This is a genomic window from Bradyrhizobium sp. NBAIM01, assembly GCF_020194115.1.
Taxonomy (GTDB): domain Bacteria; phylum Pseudomonadota; class Alphaproteobacteria; order Rhizobiales; family Xanthobacteraceae; genus Bradyrhizobium; species Bradyrhizobium yuanmingense.
Genome location: NZ_JADYVU010000009.1, coordinates 175,040 through 192,727 on the forward strand (window position 1 = coordinate 175,040; position 17,688 = coordinate 192,727).

Consider the following 17,688-nt stretch of genomic DNA (forward strand, 5'->3'; position numbering starts at 1 on the left):
CGCTGAAACCGCCATGGCGACAACCGCTTAAGGCAGGGTCATTGAATTCGAATGACGACTGTGTCCGCGGCGCCCGTGGCGTCGATCACGGTGAGCCGTGCAAAGCCCGGGCCGGGCGGATCGATCAGCCGCTGACGGCGGCCGTCGATCTCGCCGAGCGCGGTGCCGTTAACCATGACGGTCATGGGCAGCACGCCGCCGGCGACCTTGACTGGCATCGCCGCGCTCTCCCGGCCACCCGATCGATCGACGTCGATCCGCGAGCCGTTCAGCGGAAACTGGATGTGCAGCGGCTGCTCGCCCCCGCTTCGCACCAGTTCGCCGACCGGACGGAACCGCTTCAAGGGCAGCGGCAGCTTCGCGTTGCTTGCGACCAGGGTTCCCTTGGGCGGCTTCGGCAAGGCGGTCAGCGTCTTGCCGCTGCGGGCGAAGGCATCGAACAGGATGGGCGCGGCGGCAACGCGTCCGATCAGGCCGGGAACCGGCGCTCCGTCCGGACGGCCAACCCAGACGCCGATGGTCATGCGACCGTCGAAGCCGACCGACCAGGCGTCGCGATAGCCGTAGGAGGTGCCGGTCTTGAAGGCGATGCGGTTGTGGGCGGCGTTCTCCGGCGGGGGCGTGCCGAGCAGGACGTTGCCGACCTGCCAGGCTGCGACCTGATCCAGCAGCCGCAGCGGCTCCCGATCGTCCCTGGCCGTCACGATCTCGCGCAGCGGCTTGGTGGTCCCGAGGCGGGCAAAGCCGGCATAGAGCTGGGCGAGGTCCTGGAGCGTCACGCCGACGCCGCCGAGCCCCATGGCGAGGCCGGGCGCTTCGTCCTTGGGCAGGACGAGGTTGCCGCCGGCCTGCCGCAGCCGCGAGGTCAGCCGGCTCGAGCCGACGCGGTCGAGCAGCACGATGGCCGGCACGTTCAGCGACAGTTGCAGAGCCTTCCTCACCGGCACGGTGCCCTGGAAAGTCATGTCGAAATTTTCCGGCGCATAGGAGCCGAAGCGGACCGGGCGGTCGTCGATCAAGCTGTCGGGATGGACAAAGCCGTCCTCGAAGGCGAGCCCGTAGATGAAGGGCTTGAGCGTCGAGCCGGGTGAGCGGATGGCGCGGGTCATGTCGACCTGCCCCGCCCGGCTCTCGTCGAAATAATCGGCCGAGCCGACACGCGCGAGCACGTCGCCGCTCTCATTGTCGACCACGACGATTCCGACCGAGATGTTCGGACCCAGCGCAATTGCGCGGTCGCGCGCCAGCGGCTCCAGCACCTTCTGCAAGGTCGCATCGAGCGTCAGCTTGATGATCGGCGCGTCCTTGACCGTCGACTGCGCGGCGTCGGAGGCATGCGGCGCCAGGATCGGCATCGGCCTGCGCAGTTTCGGCACCGGCATCGCTTTGGCCTGATTGGCGTCGTCGGCGCTGACCACGTGCTCCTCGACCATGCGGTCGAGCACGCGGTCGCGCGCCTTGCGCGCAGCCTCCGGATAGCGATCCAGCCGGCGTGTCTCCGGCGATTGCGGCAGCGCAACCAGCAACGCGGCCTCCGCCAGCGACAGCCGCTTCGGCTCCTTGCCGAGGTAGGCGATCGACGCCGCGCGGATGCCTTCGAGATTGCCGCCATAGGGCGCCAGCGCCAGATAGAGATCGAGGATCTGCTCCTTGCTCATGCTGCGCTCGATCTCGATGGCACGCACGATCTGCCGCAATTTTGCGTAAAGCGAGCGCTGCCGCCGCGGCTCCATCAGACGGGCCAGCTGCATGCTGATGGTCGAGCCGCCCGAGACGATGTGGCCGCGCGTTCCCAGCTGCAACGCGGCGCGTCCCAGAGCGAGCGGATCGACGCCGTTGTGGGCGTAGAAGCGCTGATCTTCATAGGCGAAAAGCAGCTTCAGGTAGGTCGGATCGACGTTGGTCCTGGCATCGACCGGCAACCGCCAGCGCCCATCCGCCATCGCATAGGCGCGCAGCAGTTTGCCGTTGCGATCGACGATGGTGGTTGAGACCTGGCGGGCTTCGTCGAGCGGGAGCGGGCCGAGCGAGTAGACCCAGCCAACGAAGCCGATGATGGCGAGGATAAAGGTGAGCGCGGCTGCGGAGAGAAGGCGAAAGGCGATCCGCCCCCTCCGTCCGTCATGGCCGGGCTTGACCCGGCCATCCACGCCAACACCCACCGCCGGCGCGGCCGTGGATGCCCGTGTATGTGGCTCGACCTCGCTCATCTCACTCACTTCGCCGCCCGCACCTCGACACTGCCCGTGCCGGTCCGGCCATAGCGCGAGGGATTGTACATGTCCTCGACATAGGCCTGCGGCAGCACGTATTTGCCGGGCGAGACCGCGCGCACGACATAGGCGAGCGTGAAGACCGACTTGGAATCCGAGGCCCGGTCGACGGCCGCGGTGAAGCGGTCGTCGCGGAATTCGGTATGTTCCGGCTCCTCGCCGTCCTCGATCCAGTCCAGCGTGCCGCTGTCGCCGGACGACACCAGGTTCGGATTGTCGATCTCCAGGCCCGCCGGCAGATAGTCGGACACCATGATGTGGCCGTACTCGGGCTTGGCCTCAGTGATCTTCAGCACCACCGCAAAGCGCTGGTTCTGCTTGACCTTGCTGATGTCCGCGGGCTTGCCGTCGAGCGTATAGTAGCCGCGCTCGATCTTGAAGCCGTTGGACGCCGCCGGCTCCGGCGTGACCGGCGAGCCCGACACCGAGACGACCGCCTGCACCGGCGCATCGCCGGTGTTGGTGATCTTCAGCGGTTTGCCGCCCAGCGTGTCCGCCTTGTAACTGCGGTACAGCGCAGTCTTGACCGGCTGCCCATCGACCTCGATCGAGAGGTTCTCCTTGGCGAGCGCCCGTGCCGCCAGCACCAGCCACGCATTCTCCTGCGTGGAGGTGTAGGGCGTCAGCCCACGGGCGGTCTCGACCCGCGACACCGCCTGCGTCAGCGTCGCCCTCGGCGCATTGCCTTCACTGGCGAGCGACACCAATGCTGCGGCATCGCGCAGCTGCGAGCCGTAGTCGGTGCGGCCGAATTCCAGCGCGGGCTTCGGCGCAAGGCTGTCGAGCGCCGCGCCATAGACCCGTTCGGCGCGGTTGCGGTCGCCGACCAGGGCGAGCGCCGCCGCAAGCTGCGATTTCGCGATTGGGGTCGCGAGGTTGGCGAGCTTGGTATCGGCGAGATAGCGGAGATCGCCGATCGGAGCTGCGCCGTTACGGGCGAGCACATACAGGCCATAGGCGAGATCGCGGCCACCGTCCTTCTCCGGCTCGTCGGCATTGACGACGGAGTTGCGGATACGGTCGAGCGCGTTCTTGAACAGCACGTCCGGCACCGCAAAGCCCTTCTCGCGGGCGCGGGTGAGGAAGTCCGTCACGTAGGCATCGAGCCAGGCATCGTCGCCGCCGGCCAGCCACAGGCCGAACGAGCCGTTCGAGCCCTGGCGGGCCAGCAGCCGCTCGATGGCGTCGCGGATGCGCTGGTCGACCTCGGTGTCCATGGCAAGATGCGCGCCGGCCGCGAGCTCGTTGACATAGAGCAGCGGCATCGCCCGGCTCGTGATCTGCTCCGAGCAGCCATGGGGATAGCGGTCGAGCGCTTTCAGGATCGTTGCCGCATCGAGCGCGGTCGACAGGCTGGCCGAGACCGAGATAGCGCCGGTGCCCGGCACGAGGTCGGAGAACATGTCCGAGCTCAGCGTCAGGCTCTCGCCCTTCGCCAGGGTCCGGATCGAGCGCCGCGCCAGCACCTGCGTCGCCGGCTTGACGTCGAACACATAGTGACGCACCAGCGCGAGGCCATTCGGCCCCTTGATGTCGACGTCGAGCGTCGCCTGCCCCGCCGCGGTCGCATCGAGCGCGAGCGAGAACGCATTGCGCTGCTTGGCCGCGAGCTTCACCGTGGTGGCGGGATTGCCGGTCATCTTCACCGGGCCGCCCGCCTTCACGTTGATGACGTAGTCGCCGGCCTGGCCCTCGACATTGTCGATCTCGAGGTTGACCGAGCTGCGGTCGCCGTTGAGCAGGAAGCGCGGCAGCGTCGTAGTGAGTACGACGGGATCGCGGATCACGACGTCGGTGTTGGCGCGGCCGAGCTTGGTCGCGGTCCACGCCACCGCCATCACGCGCGCGGTTCCCGCGAACTCCGGAACATCGAAACTCACTTCGGCCGAGCCGTCGGCAGCGACGGTGACGATGCCGGAATAGAGCGCCAGCGGCTTCTGCGTGGGCGGCGAGCCCTGGAGCTCGCCACCGGCGTCGCCGCCGGACTTGATCTGGCCGCGCGTGCCCGACATGCCGTCGATCAGCTGCCCGTAGAGGTCGCGGATCTCGGCGCTGAGGCGACGCTGGCCGAGATAATAATCGTCCGGCGCCGGCGGCTTGTAATTGGTGAGATTGAGGATGCCGACGTCGACCGCGGCGATGACGACCTTGGCGTCCTCGCCCGGATTGAGTCCATCGAGCTTGACGGGGATCTTCAGCGTCGAATTCGGCCGGATCAGCGAAGGCGGCGACAGCTTCACCTGCAGCGTACGCGCCTGCTTGTCGATGCCGAACCATTTCAGCCCGATCGCACGGCCCGGCATGCGCTGGGCGGCGGCATCGAGCGGACGGCGCAGCGTCGCCACCACATAGGCGCCGGTGCCCCAATCCTTGCCGATCGGGAGCTTGACCTGCGCGGTGCCTTCCTTGACGTCGATGGTCTGCGTCGTCAGCAGCCGCTCGCCGAGCACGTTGATGGTGAGCTTGCCGGCGCTGCGGACGTTGACGGACACCGTCATGGTGTCGCCGGAGGAATATTGCGGCTTGTCGATCGAGGTCTCCAGCAGGTCCGGCGTGTCGGCGCTGCCGTCGGAGTACCAGCCGACGTCGAACTGCACCGAAGTCACCGGGCCGTCGGCCTCGTTCGACTTGACGTCGAGCCGGTAGCGGCCGGGCTGCGGCGTGAGCGAGAGCCGCGTCGGCTTGTCGGCCGTAACAGTGACGTCGCCGTCGGCGACGCGCGAGGTCGACTTGACCGGCTCGTACTCCCAGTAATTGTTCTGGCGGTACCACTGGTAGCGCGATTCGATCTTCAGGAGCTCGTAGCGCAGGCCGTCGCGGCGCAGCTTCTCGCCGTCCGGCGAGACGAACACGACGTCGAACTCGGCCTTGTCGCCCTCCGTGACGTTCTTGTCGCCGAACAGCGGCTTGATGCCGATCTGCGCCGTGGCGGGCGCGACCGGCAGCACGATCTTGCGCTCGACGGCGCGGCCGCCGGTCTCGACCATGCGGACGAAGATCTGCGCCTCCTGCGGACGCGTCGAGGCCGGCTGCTTGTCCAGCGTCACCGGGAAGGTCGCGACGCCATGGGCGTCCGCCTCGGGCAGGTTCTCCAGCGGCGTGCGCTCGTTCGAGGTGCTCTCCTCGTCGTCGACGCCGAACTTGTAGCCGGCGAAGCCGGGCCGCTCGGCCGCCGGCGCGATCAGCATGTCGCCTTCGAGCTGCAGGCCCGAAGCAGGTGCGCCATAGAGGAAATGACCGTCGGCCTTAAGCTCCACTGGAGCGTTAGCTTTGATCAGCTTGTCCTTGGCGGACAAGTCGAATTCGATCCGATCGGGGACGTAATCCTCGACCATGAAGGTGGTCTCACCGACCGAAGCTCCCTTTGGATCGGTGAAGGCGCGCACCCGCCAGGTGCCGGTCGGTACGGCCGAGTTGAGCGGCACGGACAGCGTGCGGCCGCCGGCGCCCTGATCCGCCAGCACGGCACGGCGATATTCGACGCCGTCGGGGCGCTCGACCACCAGTGTCATCGGCCCACCGGTGACGGCATTGCCCTGCCCGTCGCGGAGCAGCGCGGTGAGGAACACGGTCTCGCTGGAACGGTAGACGCCACGCTCCGCATAGACGAAGGCATCGGCGCCGGCGGGCACCGCGCGCCCCGAAACGCCTCGGTCGGACAGGTCGAAGGCCGACGTCTTCAAGCTCAGGAAGGCATAATCGGCCTTCTCGCCGGTCACCGTGAGCATCGCCGGCGACAATCCGCCCTCGCCGCGCGCAAGGCCGGCCTCGAACAGCACGTGACCGGCATCGTCGGTCTTGCGCGTCGCCAGGATCTCGTTGTTGCGCGCGACCAGGCGCACCTCGGCCTTGCCGACCGGGTCGGTCGACGCCAGCGAGTTGACGAAGACATGAATGCCGTCATTGCCGGAATAAGCGGCGATGCCGAGGTCGGAGACGATGAACCATTGCGTGGCGAGCTGGTAGTCCTCGTCCGAGGCCCTCGCCGCGGCCGTCATGACGTAGACACCGGGCTGGAGCTGGCCGAGCGCCTGGTCGACCGGGAACGCCGTGGTGACGTCCTGGTTCAGCGTCGTCGCAGTCGCAAGCTCGCCGGTCCAGACCTTGACGCCGCGCTCGTCGCCGAGCTCGCTGAGCTGGTACTTCGACAGCGTCCTCTGGAAATCGCTGTCGACCACCGTGTTGATCAGGTTGCGGTCGCCGATCCGGAAGACATTGATGCTGACTGAGGGCGTGTTGACACTGACGACGGGAATGCCGCGCTGGCCGGTCCGCGGCAGCACATAGGCACGGCTGGTGAAGCGCACGAACGGCTTGCGGTCGCGCACATAGATGTTGAACTCGGCCGATTTCGGCAGCCCCTCCTTCACGGCCGACGGCAAGCCGGCGCGCAGGTTGATGTTGTAGCGCTCGCCGTGCTTCAGCCCGTCGACGCAGAGCTGCTTGCCTTCGGCCGACAGCGCCGGCTTGTCCTGGCCTGCAAGCGCCAGGAACGGCGCGAAGTCGGTGCGCTTGGCGAGTTCCTCGGAGAACTGGAAGCAGGCACGCGGGCTCGCCGAGTCCGAGTCGACGGTATAGTCGAGCAGCCGGAAGCCGTGCTCGTCGCGCATCTTCTCATATTGGCCGCGGACGTCGGCGACCTCGCGCATGTCGAGCGACAGTCGCAGCGCATCCAGTGCAGGCCGCCACAGCTTGCGGTCGGCCAGCGCCTTGCCGAGCACGGCGAGCGCGTCGGCCTCCTCGCCCGAATTGCCGGCGCGCATGTAAGCGATATAGGCCGCCGTCGAGGCGCGCTCCAAAAGGAAGGTCTGCTCGCTCGAGCTCTTCGGCGAGATCTGGAAGATGACCTTGGCGAGCCGCAGCCAATTGCCGGCATCCTCGGGCGTGGTCGCGGCGATCTGGCCGAGCACCGAAAGGCCGGTGCGGTAATCATTGCGCCGGAAGGCGGCGTCGGCGTCCGTCTTCAGCGTCGCATTGGTCTTGGCGACCGGCCCCGCCTCGCTCTTGATCTGGGCGTCCAGCTTGATCGCGGAATCCGCGAGGTCGTCGCGTTTGAACGCCTTGTCGGCGGCCTGCGCGGTGACAAGGCCGAGCGCCAGCGCGGCGCAGATTGTGACGGCGCGAACGAGACCGATCATCGAAGACTCCCGGAAAGCGCGGACGAACGCCGCGGCGGCAAATGAAATGCGCGGAAAGGTGACGGACTCAAGGCGATGGAACCAGAAGGTGCAAAGCGTCGCTTTCGCCATGACAGAGGTAAGCCCAGAGGAGACCGGCCAAGATATCGCCACGCACGCCGTCCTGATGGCGCAGCACTACCTGACCAGTCGACCGGCGGCCGTGCCCCGGAAGCTGTTCAGCGTTCCCGGCGATGTGATCCATCGTCCAGTCCGCTGCCGCTCAACCCGGCACCCTGACACCCCACCGTTCCGCTTTGTCGCCGCACTGAGGAAAACGGTTCGGTTCAGACTTGGCGAAACACCAGTTTTTTCATATTGGCATGCTACATGAACGACCAGCCGCCCAATGCGGGCGGCTCAAGACGGCCGGCTCAGACGGTCCCGTAGCTCAACTGGATAGAGTAGCGGATTTCTACTCCGCGGGTTGCAGGTTCGAGTCCTGCCGGGATCGCCAGCTCGTTGCCTCGCCGCCGCTGTTCACGAACGCGTGGGTAACCATATGCCGGCCTTTGAACGGCGCCGATCAGCCCTATCTAAGCGCCGGGTGAGACGCGCCCGATAGGTTTGGGAATGCAGCAATCCGAGTTGACGAGAATGGCGATCGCATCTGCGGTCGCGGTCGTTGCGATCTCGTATTTGGCGGTCGACGCGGGCTTGGTGAGCACCAATGCGGTCACGAGGCCCATCAAGGTGGTCCAGGCCTCGATCCTTGGCGTCGCAACGGGACAACGTCAGCCTGCATTTGCAGTTGAGGACTGGGCGCGCCGCGGTCACGACAAGCCGCGACTCGAATATTGCCTGGCGGTCGACTGATCGACGCGCCCTGCGCCTTGCGGCCTATCCACCGCCTGCCCGCTGATGACCCCGCCACCACCGCGCAATGGCCGCGGTGAGATCGTCCCACACCTCCGTCGGCAGGTCCGGCACCGCCACCCGGACGCTGTACTGGTCCGTCGTCGCGTCGTGAAACCACTCGGTCGCGGCGAAATCGAAGCCGAAGCTGCCGGCGTGGCGGATGGGAAAGCCCGCGCGGCGCAATTCGCAGCTCATGTCCTCGGCAGCCTGCCGTGCTGCCGCCTCGTCGAGCGCGCGCCTTCCGCGAAGAGTCACGTAGAGGCCGTGAGCGAAGCGAAGCTGAGCCGAGAGCGCCGGGATCTCGGCGGCAAAGCATCGCGCCGAGCTTCGGCCGTTGCGCAAGATCGCCGCCACGCGCCGCTTCGTCAGCGCCCAATACGCCGCGCTGCCCGCGAAGGGCGGGAAGTGGGCCGGCAATGCCGCGCCGCCGAGCAGCCGCACTGCGTTGCGCGTTTCGAACGCGAGACGTGACCATTCAGCGTCCCCTGCCCGCGGTGGACGCTCATGCCCGCGCACGAAGACGGCCGAGCCGAGGCGGCCATATTCCGCTCCGAGCGAATCGAGCTTGTTGTGGCTTCGCACCAGCACCAGCGCAATTCCGTGTCGCCTGGCCCACCCCACGACGCGCCTGATGCGGCCCGACCTGCCGGCGAAGCACGTCGTATCGAAAATCAGGAGATCGAGGCCCGAGCCGTCACGGCGCAGCACTGCCTCGATGGCGCCGGCGACGGAGCAGGAATCCAGCAGCAGGATCCGCGGCGAGCTCACCCCTGCAAGCGCATCGCCGAGCGGCAGCGGCAAGGGTTCGATCCGCAAATGCGGCATGAAGCTTCGGATCAGCTCCAGCGTCTCGCCATAGCAGCCTGGCAGCACCAGGATATCCGCCTTCGCGACGATCCGCGCGGAGGCGAGCAGCACCGCGGAGATCGCCGCCATCCCCGAGGCGGTGTAGATCGCCGTGCTCGTGCAGCCGCCGTCGAGCTCGTAGAACGACGGACCGCGTACCGTGAGATCGGCCCGCTGGTAGTCGTAACTGAACTCGAACGGCCCGCTGGCGGGATCGGCCGTGTGCGACCAGGCTGTCTCCGTCGCCTTCCACTCGTGTAGTTCATGCTCCGCCCTGAGCGCGGCAGTGATCTGGAATTTGGATCTGACGACGTCATCGACGGAACGCGGCGACGCCAAATCGAGCGGGTTTCTCAGGCCGTCGTTCAACAGCCTGAGTTCCCAGTGCTTGCGTTCCAGATAGGCCCGAACGGTCTCCATCGCGCTTCTTGACAGATCCAATCAGGCGTCAACGTCCGGAAATCCCAACGGGTCCAACATGCCTGCTGCAACGAACCGGCGCCTTCGCAGTTGAAGCCATGCAAGGAGGACAGCATGGCTGACATCAGAGAGCACATGAAGATCATCGGCAAGGACGGCGCACATGTCGGCACCGTCGATCGTCTCGAGGGCAACCGCATCAAGCTGACGCGCAAGGACAGCCCGGAAGGTCACAAGGACCATCATCACTACATCGACACGAAATATGTCGGCGCCGTCGAAGGCGACGTGGTCAAGCTGTCGGTGAATGCCGACGCCGTCCCGAAGACCGAAGCTGCGTAAAACACTGAGCCCCTGCGGGGGCTTTTTGTTTGTTCACGGTCCGACTCCGCTTCGTTCGCGAGTACGAATCGCGACTGCAATTCGATTGCGCGGAGCATTCGTTAACGATGACTTTCTGCGGAAGGTCGCTGCAATGCGATCGGATTTCAGCGCTGCGGATTGACCGGGAACGAATGCGCGATCCGCGCGTTGGATGACCGAACTGAGTGGTGCCGACCCGCCAGCCCCGGTCGGCTTTGAAGGACCCCGTGCTTGTCCCCCGAGCACGGGGTTTTTCTCATCTCAGCGCTCTCGGGCCAAAGGCCTGCGCCCGGCTGGATGCGAGGGGCCGGCTTGCTCATCGTGCAGATCGCGGGCGAGCTCGTGCCATGCCAGGGCCAGCTGGATCAGCCGTTGCCTGTCGGCACCCTCGGCCTCCGCGGCGCGCTTCATAGCGGCCTCGGCCTCATGTTGCGGATCGTACTCGGTGTACATGCGCAGACTCTAGCCGGCCATCTGGACGAGTGCGTGGCAATTTCGTCCGTATGATTGCGGGGTAACGACCAGCCTTCCTGCACCGGTCTGTGAACCACGTCACAGCCTGTCCGCGACATCTCCGCTAAACTACGTGTCCAGGCTTCATGGGTGATGTCCGGTCATGACACGCAAAGCAGCAACCGAAGTCATCGTCCCGAGGCAGCGACATCGCGCGGACCTGCTCGGCATCGCCTATCTCGGCACCATCGGCGTCGTCATGGTGGCCTGGATCGCGGGCCTGGTCTGGGCCTCGATCGCATTCTTCGATTGGCTCGTGTCCTGACCGACCAAGGCATTGGCCTGCCAGCTGATCGCCGTTTTAGAGCAGGTAGGGCAACGCCTGCGAGAGTTTAATTCCGCCGCAAACGATCATGGCCCAGAGCGCCACGCTGATCTGGATGGCATCCAGCATGCACCACATCCCCCGCGAATCATCCCGTCATTTTTCTTTGAGATTGACGTGAGGGGGCGACGAGCACCAGAGCCAATTCATAGCAACCGCCGGCGTGCAAAAGGATGAGGCGGGCCCGAAGCCCGCCTCCAATGGTCCGATCCTGCCTGCAAAACTCAATAGCAGGCGCGGGGATCGGCCTGCACATATTGGCCGTTCGGATAGCGGTAGTAGCAGGTGCCCTGCGCCCAGTAATAGCCGGGCTGGGACGCTGCGGTCGCGCCAGCAATCGCGCCCGTCGCGCCGCCAAGAACCGCGCCTGCGGCGGCCCCGGTTGCATTGCCCGAGATCAGTCCGCCCAGCAGGCCGCCGACGAGCGCGCCGCCGAGCGCGCTGGCGCCGGGATCGGCCGGCGGTGGCGGCGGCGGAGGTGGCGGCGCATAGGCCACCGGAGGCCGGGCGTAGACCACCGGCACGTCGTCGATATAGTCCTCTGAAATGTAGGCGGGCGGGCCGGCCATACGCTGCGGATAATAATACCAGACGCCGCCAACGTCCCACCACCAGCCGGATCGGCCATGGCGGACGTCGTGGCGCCAGCGTCCGCCCTCCCAGGCAAGGTTGCCGCGATAGGTGTGCCCACCCCAATCACGTGTGGGAGCAGGACCGCGCGCGACGTGACGTCCGGGCGGCGGGCCCCCGGCGTTGTGACCCGCATGGGGCTGACCGCCGGGCTGCGCAGGCCTGGTCGCTTGCTGCGGCGGAGGGCCCTTGCGCATGGGCGGATTGGCCTGTGGCGGCGCGCCTGCTGCCGGCCCGGCCGGCGGTTGGACGACCTCTTGCCGGGACCTGGCCTCTTGCGCCTGCGCCGACAGCGCGAGCAGCGACGTGGCCGAAACCAAGGGAATGAAGATCTTCAGATGTTTGGACGCACTCATGCGTGCTCGCCCCCTGCTCTCATGGCCGTGAATCCCGGGCGCGATCGGCGAATCGCCGCGCGCCGGGCTGATGCCGGCCGAAATCACTGCCCTGCTTGATCGGCTAAGTCCCGTTACAAATGATTAAGATCAGGGCATTTTTTCGGCCCCATGGCCATGCTGTAGAGCGCGCCTAGCGAGCCGGCTCGATCACATTGCAATTGCTTCGCCCGGACATCAGACAATCCTGCATCTTGCTGGCTGCCGTCAAATCCCGGGCAAGCCACCAGCCGACGCCGAGGATCACGACCGCGATGATCAATCCTGCCAGCGCGCCGCGGCGGTCGCCGCCGGACGGAGGCTTGGGCTGACGGTTCGGTCGAGGATGGGGCTCCTCGCCCGGTTCGGATCTGGACTCTGGCTTCGACATGGCCGCCTGGTCACGCTGGCGCGCTGGCTTTACCACCTCTGCGGCGTCGCGTCACATCCAGATCGTCCGGCCCAATTCAGCCCCGGGTCTGCTGGATTGCATCCTTGCGCAAGGTTTCGACCGCCGGAATTGCCTCCTGAACGCGCGGTGCGCAACTCGTGAGCACGAATGCGGTCTGGGTGCATTCCCAATCCGCTCCCAGGACCGCACTTTCAACCGGCTGCGGACGAGCCAGCAGCAGCGCGGCGCCGGTCACGCCTGCCAGGACGACGGCAATCGCGAGCGCCTTCAGGCTTGGTCTTGAGATCGTCATGCCCGTGCTCCGTCTCGTACGGGGCGGACGCTAGGCGTCGCCCATGTGCTCCCTTATGAGGGACATCACAATTCGGCAGTTTTTTCGGGCTACGAGAGATCGTCGGGGGGCGATTTTTCGTTGACCTGATCGGCTGCGATTATGGGTGGCTTCGCGACGCGCGCCGATGTACACGCTTCTGCGTCGCGTGGCGCCTGCTATGCCCAGCCGACTTACCAACAGGCACCGATGTAGGATCGAAAGCGAGGAAGACAAGGCTCGTCGATGAGTGGATTCAGGGAACCCGGCTTTGCAGACCGGCAAAAGGCGGCGCAGGACGCCCGCAAAAATCTTTTGAACAAGTTCAAGTCGCAGCCGGGGCCGGATGATCCCGCGGTGGCGGCGAAGCGCGCCGAGCGTGAGGCCCTCGCGGCCAAGCGCGCCGAGGCAAAGGCCGCGCGCGAGGCCGAAAAGGCTGAGCAGAAGCGCCTCGAGGAAGAGGCCAAGGCAGCCGAAGCTGCGCGGATCGCGCGGGAAGCCGAGGAAGCCGCCGAGAAGCAGGCTGCGCTCGAGGCCGAGCAGAAGGCCAAGCGCGATGCGCGCTACGCCGCCCGCAAGGCTAAGCGCAAGTAAAACACGCTGGTCACGTTCAATTGAACTTGAACTGAGCCATCATTCCGGCGGCCTCAAATGCCGCCGGAATTCGAGAGGACGCGGCCCGCCCAAGGGGCGTTGCGCGATGACGACCCGGGATCAGTTCTTCTTCATCATCCCGTCGTCCTTTTTCATGCCGTCCTTCGACATGTGATCCTTCTTCATGCCGTCGTCCTTGGACATGTGGTCCTTCTTCATCATGCCGTCCTTGGACATCGTGTCCTTTTTCATCATGCCATCATCCTTGCCCATCTTGTCCTGAGCAAAGGCGGCCGGCGCAAACGCGAGGCCTAGCGAGAGAGCGGCAGCCGAGACGCCGAGCACGATGCGGGTGCGAATGGTCATGGTTCATCTTCCTTCGTGATTTGTTTGTCAGCGACGGACGCCGCTATCCTGTCTCGACGGATAGCCGTGTGGCGTTGTTACGCTGACCATCGATAAATTTCTGCGGCCAGCCGCCCTCGTTGATTGGCGAGCCCGCATGGATCGGATGTGCTGCAGCGCAGCACAACCGGCACTTGCCGCGGCACTCTGTCTCGAACTATCAGATGAAAGACCATCGGATGGAGACCGGCTTGGATTGGCCCCGCGGTCGCGAAGAACCCAGTTCAAATCACCTCTGCCAAAAACACTCCGAGAAACGCCCAAAGAAACGCCCAAGGGGATTACATCATGTTCACGCGCCGCCATCTGCTCGCGACCGCCGTCGCGGCACCTGCCATTCTCCGCTTCGGCACCGGCACCGCGCAGGCCGCGACCACGCTGAAGATCTCGCATCAGTTCCCAGGCGGCACTATCGACAAGGGCGATTTCCGCGACCGGCTGTGCCGCATGTTCGCCGCCGAAGTGAATAAGCGCAGCAATGGCGACATTGCCGCCGAGATCTATCCGAACTCCTCGCTGATCAAGACCAACGCGCAGTTCTCCGCCATGCGCAAGGGTGCGCTCGACATCAGCCTCTATCCGATGCCCTATGCCGGCGGCGAAGTGCCGGAGACCAATATCGGCCTGATGCCGGGCCTCGTGACCAACTACGATCAGGGTCTGCGCTGGAAGAAGGAGCCCGTCGGCAAGGCGCTGACCGACTTCCTGGCCGACAAGGGCATCATCCTGCTCACCTGGGTCTGGCAGGCCGGCGGCGTTGCCAGCCGTTCCAAGCCGATCGTCGCCCCGGAGGACGCCAAGGGCCTCAAGGTGCGCGGCGGCTCGCGCGAGATGGACATGGTGCTGCAGACCGCCGGCGCCTCGGTGTTGTCGGTCCCGTCGAACGAGATCTACGCGGCGATGCAGACCGGCGCCTGCGATGCCGGCATCACCTCCTCGACCAGCCTGATCTCGTTCCGCCTGGAAGAGGTCGCGAAGTCGCTGACCTCGGGCGCGGGCGCCTCCTATTGGTTCATGCTCGAGCCGCTGATGATGTCGAAGGCGATCTTCGACAAGCTGCCGAAGAACCATCAGGACATCCTGCTCGCGGTCGGCACCGAGCTCGAAGCCTTCGGCCGCAAGGGCGCGCAGGATGACGACGTCGAGGTCGCCAAGGTCTATGAGAAGGCCGGGGCCAAGGTCTCGGCGCTCGACGCCGCCACCGTCGGAAAATGGCGCGACATCGCCCGCGACACCGCGTGGAAGGACTACAGCGCCAAGACCGCGACCGCCGCAAACCTGCTCAAGCTCGCCATCGACGTCGCAGCATGAGCCACGGTCCGCTTCCGGATCGTGACGACCGGACGAGCGTTGCCGCGGGGACCGGCCCTGCGGCGGCGATCGATCGCGGTCTCGCCGTCCTCAACAGCATCATCGTCGTGTTCGCCGCGATCGCACTGGTCGCGGCCTGCGCGATCCTGAGCTACAGCGTGCTCAGTCGCGCCTTATACAAGGCGGCCAATTACTGGCAGGACGAGGCCGCCGTATTCCTCCTGGTCGGCGCGACCTTCATGACGGCGGCCTATGTGCAGCAGAACCGCGGTCATATCGGCATCGAGGCCTTCGTCGGCCTGCTCTCGCCATTCGCGAACCAGGTCCGGCTCTGGCTGGTCGATGCCGCCACGTTCCTGTTTTGCGCCTTCTTCACCTGGAAGTCGTGGACACTGGCGCACGAAGCCTATGTCGACGGCCAGGTCTCCAACTCGATGTGGTCGCCGCCGCTCGCCATCCCCTACTCGCTGATGGCGCTCGGGATGAGCCTGCTCTGCCTCCAGATCCTCGTGCAGCTTGCGCTGCCCTTCACCGGAGCCAAGCGGCCATGAGCGTTTTCGGCATCGGCCTCGCCTACGGCATTGTGACGCTGCTGGTGATGTTCTCGGGCATGCCCATTGCGTTCGCGCTCGGCGCGGTCGCGGTGGTGTTCATGGCCATATTCATGCCCTCGGCCTCGCTCGATACGGTGACGCAGAACGTCTACGAGGAGATGGCCTCGATCACGCTGTTGTCGATCCCGCTTTTCATCCTGAAGGGCGCGGCGATCGGCAAGTCGCGCGCGGGCCAGGACCTCTATTCGGCGCTGCATGCCTGGCTGCATCGCGTGCCCGGCGGGCTCGGCGTCGCCAACGTGTTCGCCTGCGCGCTGTTCGCGGCGATGGCGGGCTCGAGCCCAGCGACCTGCTCGGCCATCGGCTCGGCCGGTATCCCCGAGATGCGCAAGCGCGGCTATTCCGGCGGCTTTGCCGCTGGCATCATCGCCGCCGGCGGCACGCTCGGCATCCTGCTTCCGCCCTCCATCACGATGATCCTGTTCGCGGTCGCCGCCGAAAAGTCGCTGGGACGGCTGTTCCTCGCCGGCATCGGACCGGGCCTGCTGCTGGTCACGCTGTTCGGCATCTATGCCGTCATCCGCTTCCGCCAGGAATATGCGGCGGCCGAAGCGGTCTACAAGAACGGCGGGCCGGAGGCTGCGATCCTGACCCGCGACGAGTATACGCTGGCCGAGCGCTTCAGCGTGCTGCCGCGCGTGATCCCCTTCGTGCTGCTGCTCACCGGCGTCATGGTCGCGCTCTATGGCGGCTACGCCACGCCGTCGGAGACCGCGGGCCTCGGCGGCCTCCTGGCGCTGGCGCTGATCGCTGCAATTTACAGCGTATGGCGGCCGAGCGACCTCGCGCCGATCATGAAGTCGACGATCCGGGAATCGACCATGCTGATGATGATCATCGGCATGTCGCTGCTCTATTCCTACGTGATGAGCTATCTGCACATCTCGCAATCGGTCGCCGAATCCATCGTCGCGATGCATCTGCCGCGCTGGGAGCTGCTGTTCGCGATCCTCGTCATGGTCGTGGTGCTCGGCTTCTTCCTGCCGCCGGTCTCGATCATCCTGATGACGGCACCGATCATCCTGCCGCCGCTCCGCGCCGCCAATTTCGACATCATCTGGTTCGGCGTCGTCATGACCATCGTGATGGAGATGGGGCTGATTCATCCGCCGGTCGGCCTCAACATCTTCGTCATCCGCAACGTCGCGCCCGATATTCCCCTGCGCGAGGTGATCTGGGGTACGCTGCCCTTCGTGCTCTTGATGATGCTTGCAGTGCTGCTGCTGTGCCTGGTGCCGGGGATTTCGACCTGGCTGCCGGACCTCGTGATGGGGCCGGACGGGAGCAGGTAGAAGCGATCGCCGGCCTGTAGGGTGGATTAGTCGAAGGCGTAATCCACCTCTTCTGTCGCAGCGGAGACGAACAGCGGTGGGTTACGACTTCGGCTAACCCACCCTACGATTTCTCCTTCCGCCGCGACTTCGGCGCGTTCGCCACCACCTGCAGCAGGTCTTTGCGCACGGCCTCGATGTGCCGCTCCAGGAAGCGGCAGGCCTCCTCTACTTTCTGCGCACGACAGAGCGCGATCAGATGGGCGTGCTCCTTCTCGGCAATGCCCATCGACTTGGTGTTGGAGAGTTGTAGCCGCGTGTAGCGGTCGCTGGTCTGCAGCAGCGACAGCACGATCGCGCGCGTGCGCGGCTGCGGGGCGTGGACGTAGAGCGCCATGTGGAAGTCGGCATTGAGCTGGCCCCATTCACTGACGTTGCGCGCCTTGATCGCCTTCTCGAAGCTCCGGTGGATGTCGTCGAGCCCATCGAAATCCTGCGTGGCGAAGTGCGGCGCCGACTGCGCCAGCAGTCGCGGCTCCAGGATACGACGGAGGTCGAACACGTCGTTGATCTCATCCAACGACAGCTCCGAGACGATGGCGCCCTTCTGCGGCACGATCCGCACCAAGCCTTCCGCCTCGAGCTGGAACAGCGCCTCGCGCACCGGGATGCGGCTGACGCCATAGGCTTCGCCCAACGCGTCCTGGCGCAGCTGCGATCCGGCCGGATAAGTGCCGTCGAGAATTGCCTGGCGGAGCTGGTCGACGATCGCGGCCGACAGGGTGCGATGCTTCAGAGGCTGTTTCATCTGATCGTCCGATGTCCTTCCCGACTCGCGCGGCCGACGCGGTCCCTGTCTTGCATGTCGAGCTGTCCGGCAAAAGCCGGGGCGCCACAAGCATAATGCCCAGCAAACGCGCGCCCTGCCGCCGAAATGACCGCAAACTCCGTTTGACTCCCAAAATGTATAAATTATACATTTGGCAATCGCA

16 protein-coding genes and 1 tRNA gene are annotated in these 17,688 nt (G+C 65.7%); 8 read left to right on the top strand and 9 right to left on the bottom strand.

From position 1 onward, the window contains the following. Nucleotides 1-38: 38 nt before the first annotated feature. Nucleotides 39-2,210, bottom strand: a complete 2,172-nt coding sequence (pbpC, locus tag I6F31_RS26510; protein WP_225186353.1) for a penicillin-binding protein 1C — start codon at nucleotides 2,208-2,210, stop codon at nucleotides 39-41. 5 nt (nucleotides 2,211-2,215) lie between these two features. Then, nucleotides 2,216-7,411, bottom strand: coding sequence for an alpha-2-macroglobulin (locus I6F31_RS26515; protein WP_225186354.1), 5,196 nt, complete (start codon nucleotides 7,409-7,411; stop codon nucleotides 2,216-2,218). A gap of 419 nt (nucleotides 7,412-7,830) precedes the next feature. Here I6F31_RS26515 and I6F31_RS26520 point away from each other — a divergent pair. Then, a tRNA-Arg gene (locus I6F31_RS26520) sits at nucleotides 7,831-7,907 on the top strand. Between the two features lie 140 nt (nucleotides 7,908-8,047). After that, nucleotides 8,048-8,266, top strand: coding sequence for a hypothetical protein (locus I6F31_RS26525; protein WP_225186355.1), 219 nt, complete (start codon nucleotides 8,048-8,050; stop codon nucleotides 8,264-8,266). A gap of 24 nt (nucleotides 8,267-8,290) precedes the next feature. Here the strand turns inward: I6F31_RS26525 and I6F31_RS26530 are convergent, their stop codons facing one another. Continuing rightward, entirely contained in the window at nucleotides 8,291-9,574 is a 1,284-nt protein-coding gene (locus I6F31_RS26530) for a hypothetical protein (protein WP_225186356.1), read from the bottom strand. A 114-nt stretch (nucleotides 9,575-9,688) separates the two neighbouring features. Between I6F31_RS26530 and I6F31_RS26535 the strand changes: the two genes are divergently transcribed. Next, a complete protein-coding gene (locus I6F31_RS26535; RefSeq protein WP_025036201.1) occupies nucleotides 9,689-9,916 on the top strand; it encodes a DUF2171 domain-containing protein in 228 nt (75 codons plus the stop codon). Nucleotides 9,917-10,198: 282 nt separating this feature from the next. On the opposite strand, the gene I6F31_RS26540 is transcribed toward I6F31_RS26535, so the two are convergent. Then, nucleotides 10,199-10,390, bottom strand: coding sequence for a hypothetical protein (locus tag I6F31_RS26540; protein WP_074447952.1), 192 nt, complete (start codon nucleotides 10,388-10,390; stop codon nucleotides 10,199-10,201). A gap of 163 nt (nucleotides 10,391-10,553) precedes the next feature. Between I6F31_RS26540 and I6F31_RS26545 the strand changes: the two genes are divergently transcribed. Continuing rightward, nucleotides 10,554-10,715 carry a hypothetical protein gene (locus tag I6F31_RS26545; protein ID WP_035999590.1) on the top strand — a complete coding sequence of 54 codons (162 nt, stop codon included), beginning with the start codon at nucleotides 10,554-10,556 and terminating at the stop codon, nucleotides 10,713-10,715. 284 nt (nucleotides 10,716-10,999) lie between these two features. Here the strand turns inward: I6F31_RS26545 and I6F31_RS26550 are convergent, their stop codons facing one another. From I6F31_RS26550 to I6F31_RS26560, 3 genes are all read right to left on the bottom strand, one after another. Further along, entirely contained in the window at nucleotides 11,000-11,761 is a 762-nt protein-coding gene (locus I6F31_RS26550; RefSeq protein ID WP_036028017.1) for a hypothetical protein, read from the bottom strand. 172 nt (nucleotides 11,762-11,933) lie between these two features. Next, nucleotides 11,934-12,170 carry a hypothetical protein gene (locus I6F31_RS26555; protein ID WP_057029336.1) on the bottom strand — a complete coding sequence of 79 codons (237 nt, stop codon included), beginning with the start codon at nucleotides 12,168-12,170 and terminating at the stop codon, nucleotides 11,934-11,936. Nucleotides 12,171-12,246: 76 nt separating this feature from the next. Further along, entirely contained in the window at nucleotides 12,247-12,483 is a 237-nt protein-coding gene (locus tag I6F31_RS26560; RefSeq protein WP_225171179.1) for a hypothetical protein, read from the bottom strand. Nucleotides 12,484-12,747: 264 nt separating this feature from the next. On the opposite strand from I6F31_RS26560, the gene I6F31_RS26565 reads away from it, so the two are divergent. Beyond that, entirely contained in the window at nucleotides 12,748-13,095 is a 348-nt protein-coding gene (locus tag I6F31_RS26565) for a DUF6481 family protein (protein ID WP_036027966.1), read from the top strand. A 120-nt stretch (nucleotides 13,096-13,215) separates the two neighbouring features. Here the strand turns inward: I6F31_RS26565 and I6F31_RS26570 are convergent, their stop codons facing one another. Continuing rightward, complete coding sequence (locus tag I6F31_RS26570; protein ID WP_035999609.1) at nucleotides 13,216-13,461, bottom strand: pentapeptide MXKDX repeat protein; 246 nt, start codon at nucleotides 13,459-13,461, stop codon at nucleotides 13,216-13,218. 327 nt (nucleotides 13,462-13,788) lie between these two features. Here I6F31_RS26570 and dctP point away from each other — a divergent pair, with 327 nt between their 5' ends. From dctP to I6F31_RS26585, 3 genes are read left to right on the top strand one after another with little or no spacing between them, the layout of a single operon-like run. Then, on the top strand, nucleotides 13,789-14,811 hold the full coding sequence (gene dctP, locus I6F31_RS26575) for a TRAP transporter substrate-binding protein DctP (protein ID WP_035999613.1): 1,023 nt from the start codon (nucleotides 13,789-13,791) through the stop codon (nucleotides 14,809-14,811). Beyond that, the gene (locus tag I6F31_RS26580; protein ID WP_035999618.1) at nucleotides 14,808-15,362 is read left to right on the top strand and encodes a TRAP transporter small permease; all 555 of its coding nucleotides are present in this window, start codon (nucleotides 14,808-14,810) and stop codon (nucleotides 15,360-15,362) included. The genes dctP and I6F31_RS26580 overlap by 4 nt, the downstream gene beginning before the upstream one ends. Beyond that, nucleotides 15,359-16,717, top strand: coding sequence for a TRAP transporter large permease (locus I6F31_RS26585; protein ID WP_036045577.1), 1,359 nt, complete (start codon nucleotides 15,359-15,361; stop codon nucleotides 16,715-16,717). The genes I6F31_RS26580 and I6F31_RS26585 overlap by 4 nt, the downstream gene beginning before the upstream one ends. Before the next feature lie 103 nt (nucleotides 16,718-16,820). Here the strand turns inward: I6F31_RS26585 and I6F31_RS26590 are convergent, their stop codons facing one another. Continuing rightward, nucleotides 16,821-17,504, bottom strand: coding sequence for a GntR family transcriptional regulator (locus tag I6F31_RS26590; protein WP_035999625.1), 684 nt, complete (start codon nucleotides 17,502-17,504; stop codon nucleotides 16,821-16,823). Nucleotides 17,505-17,688 lie beyond the last annotated feature (184 nt).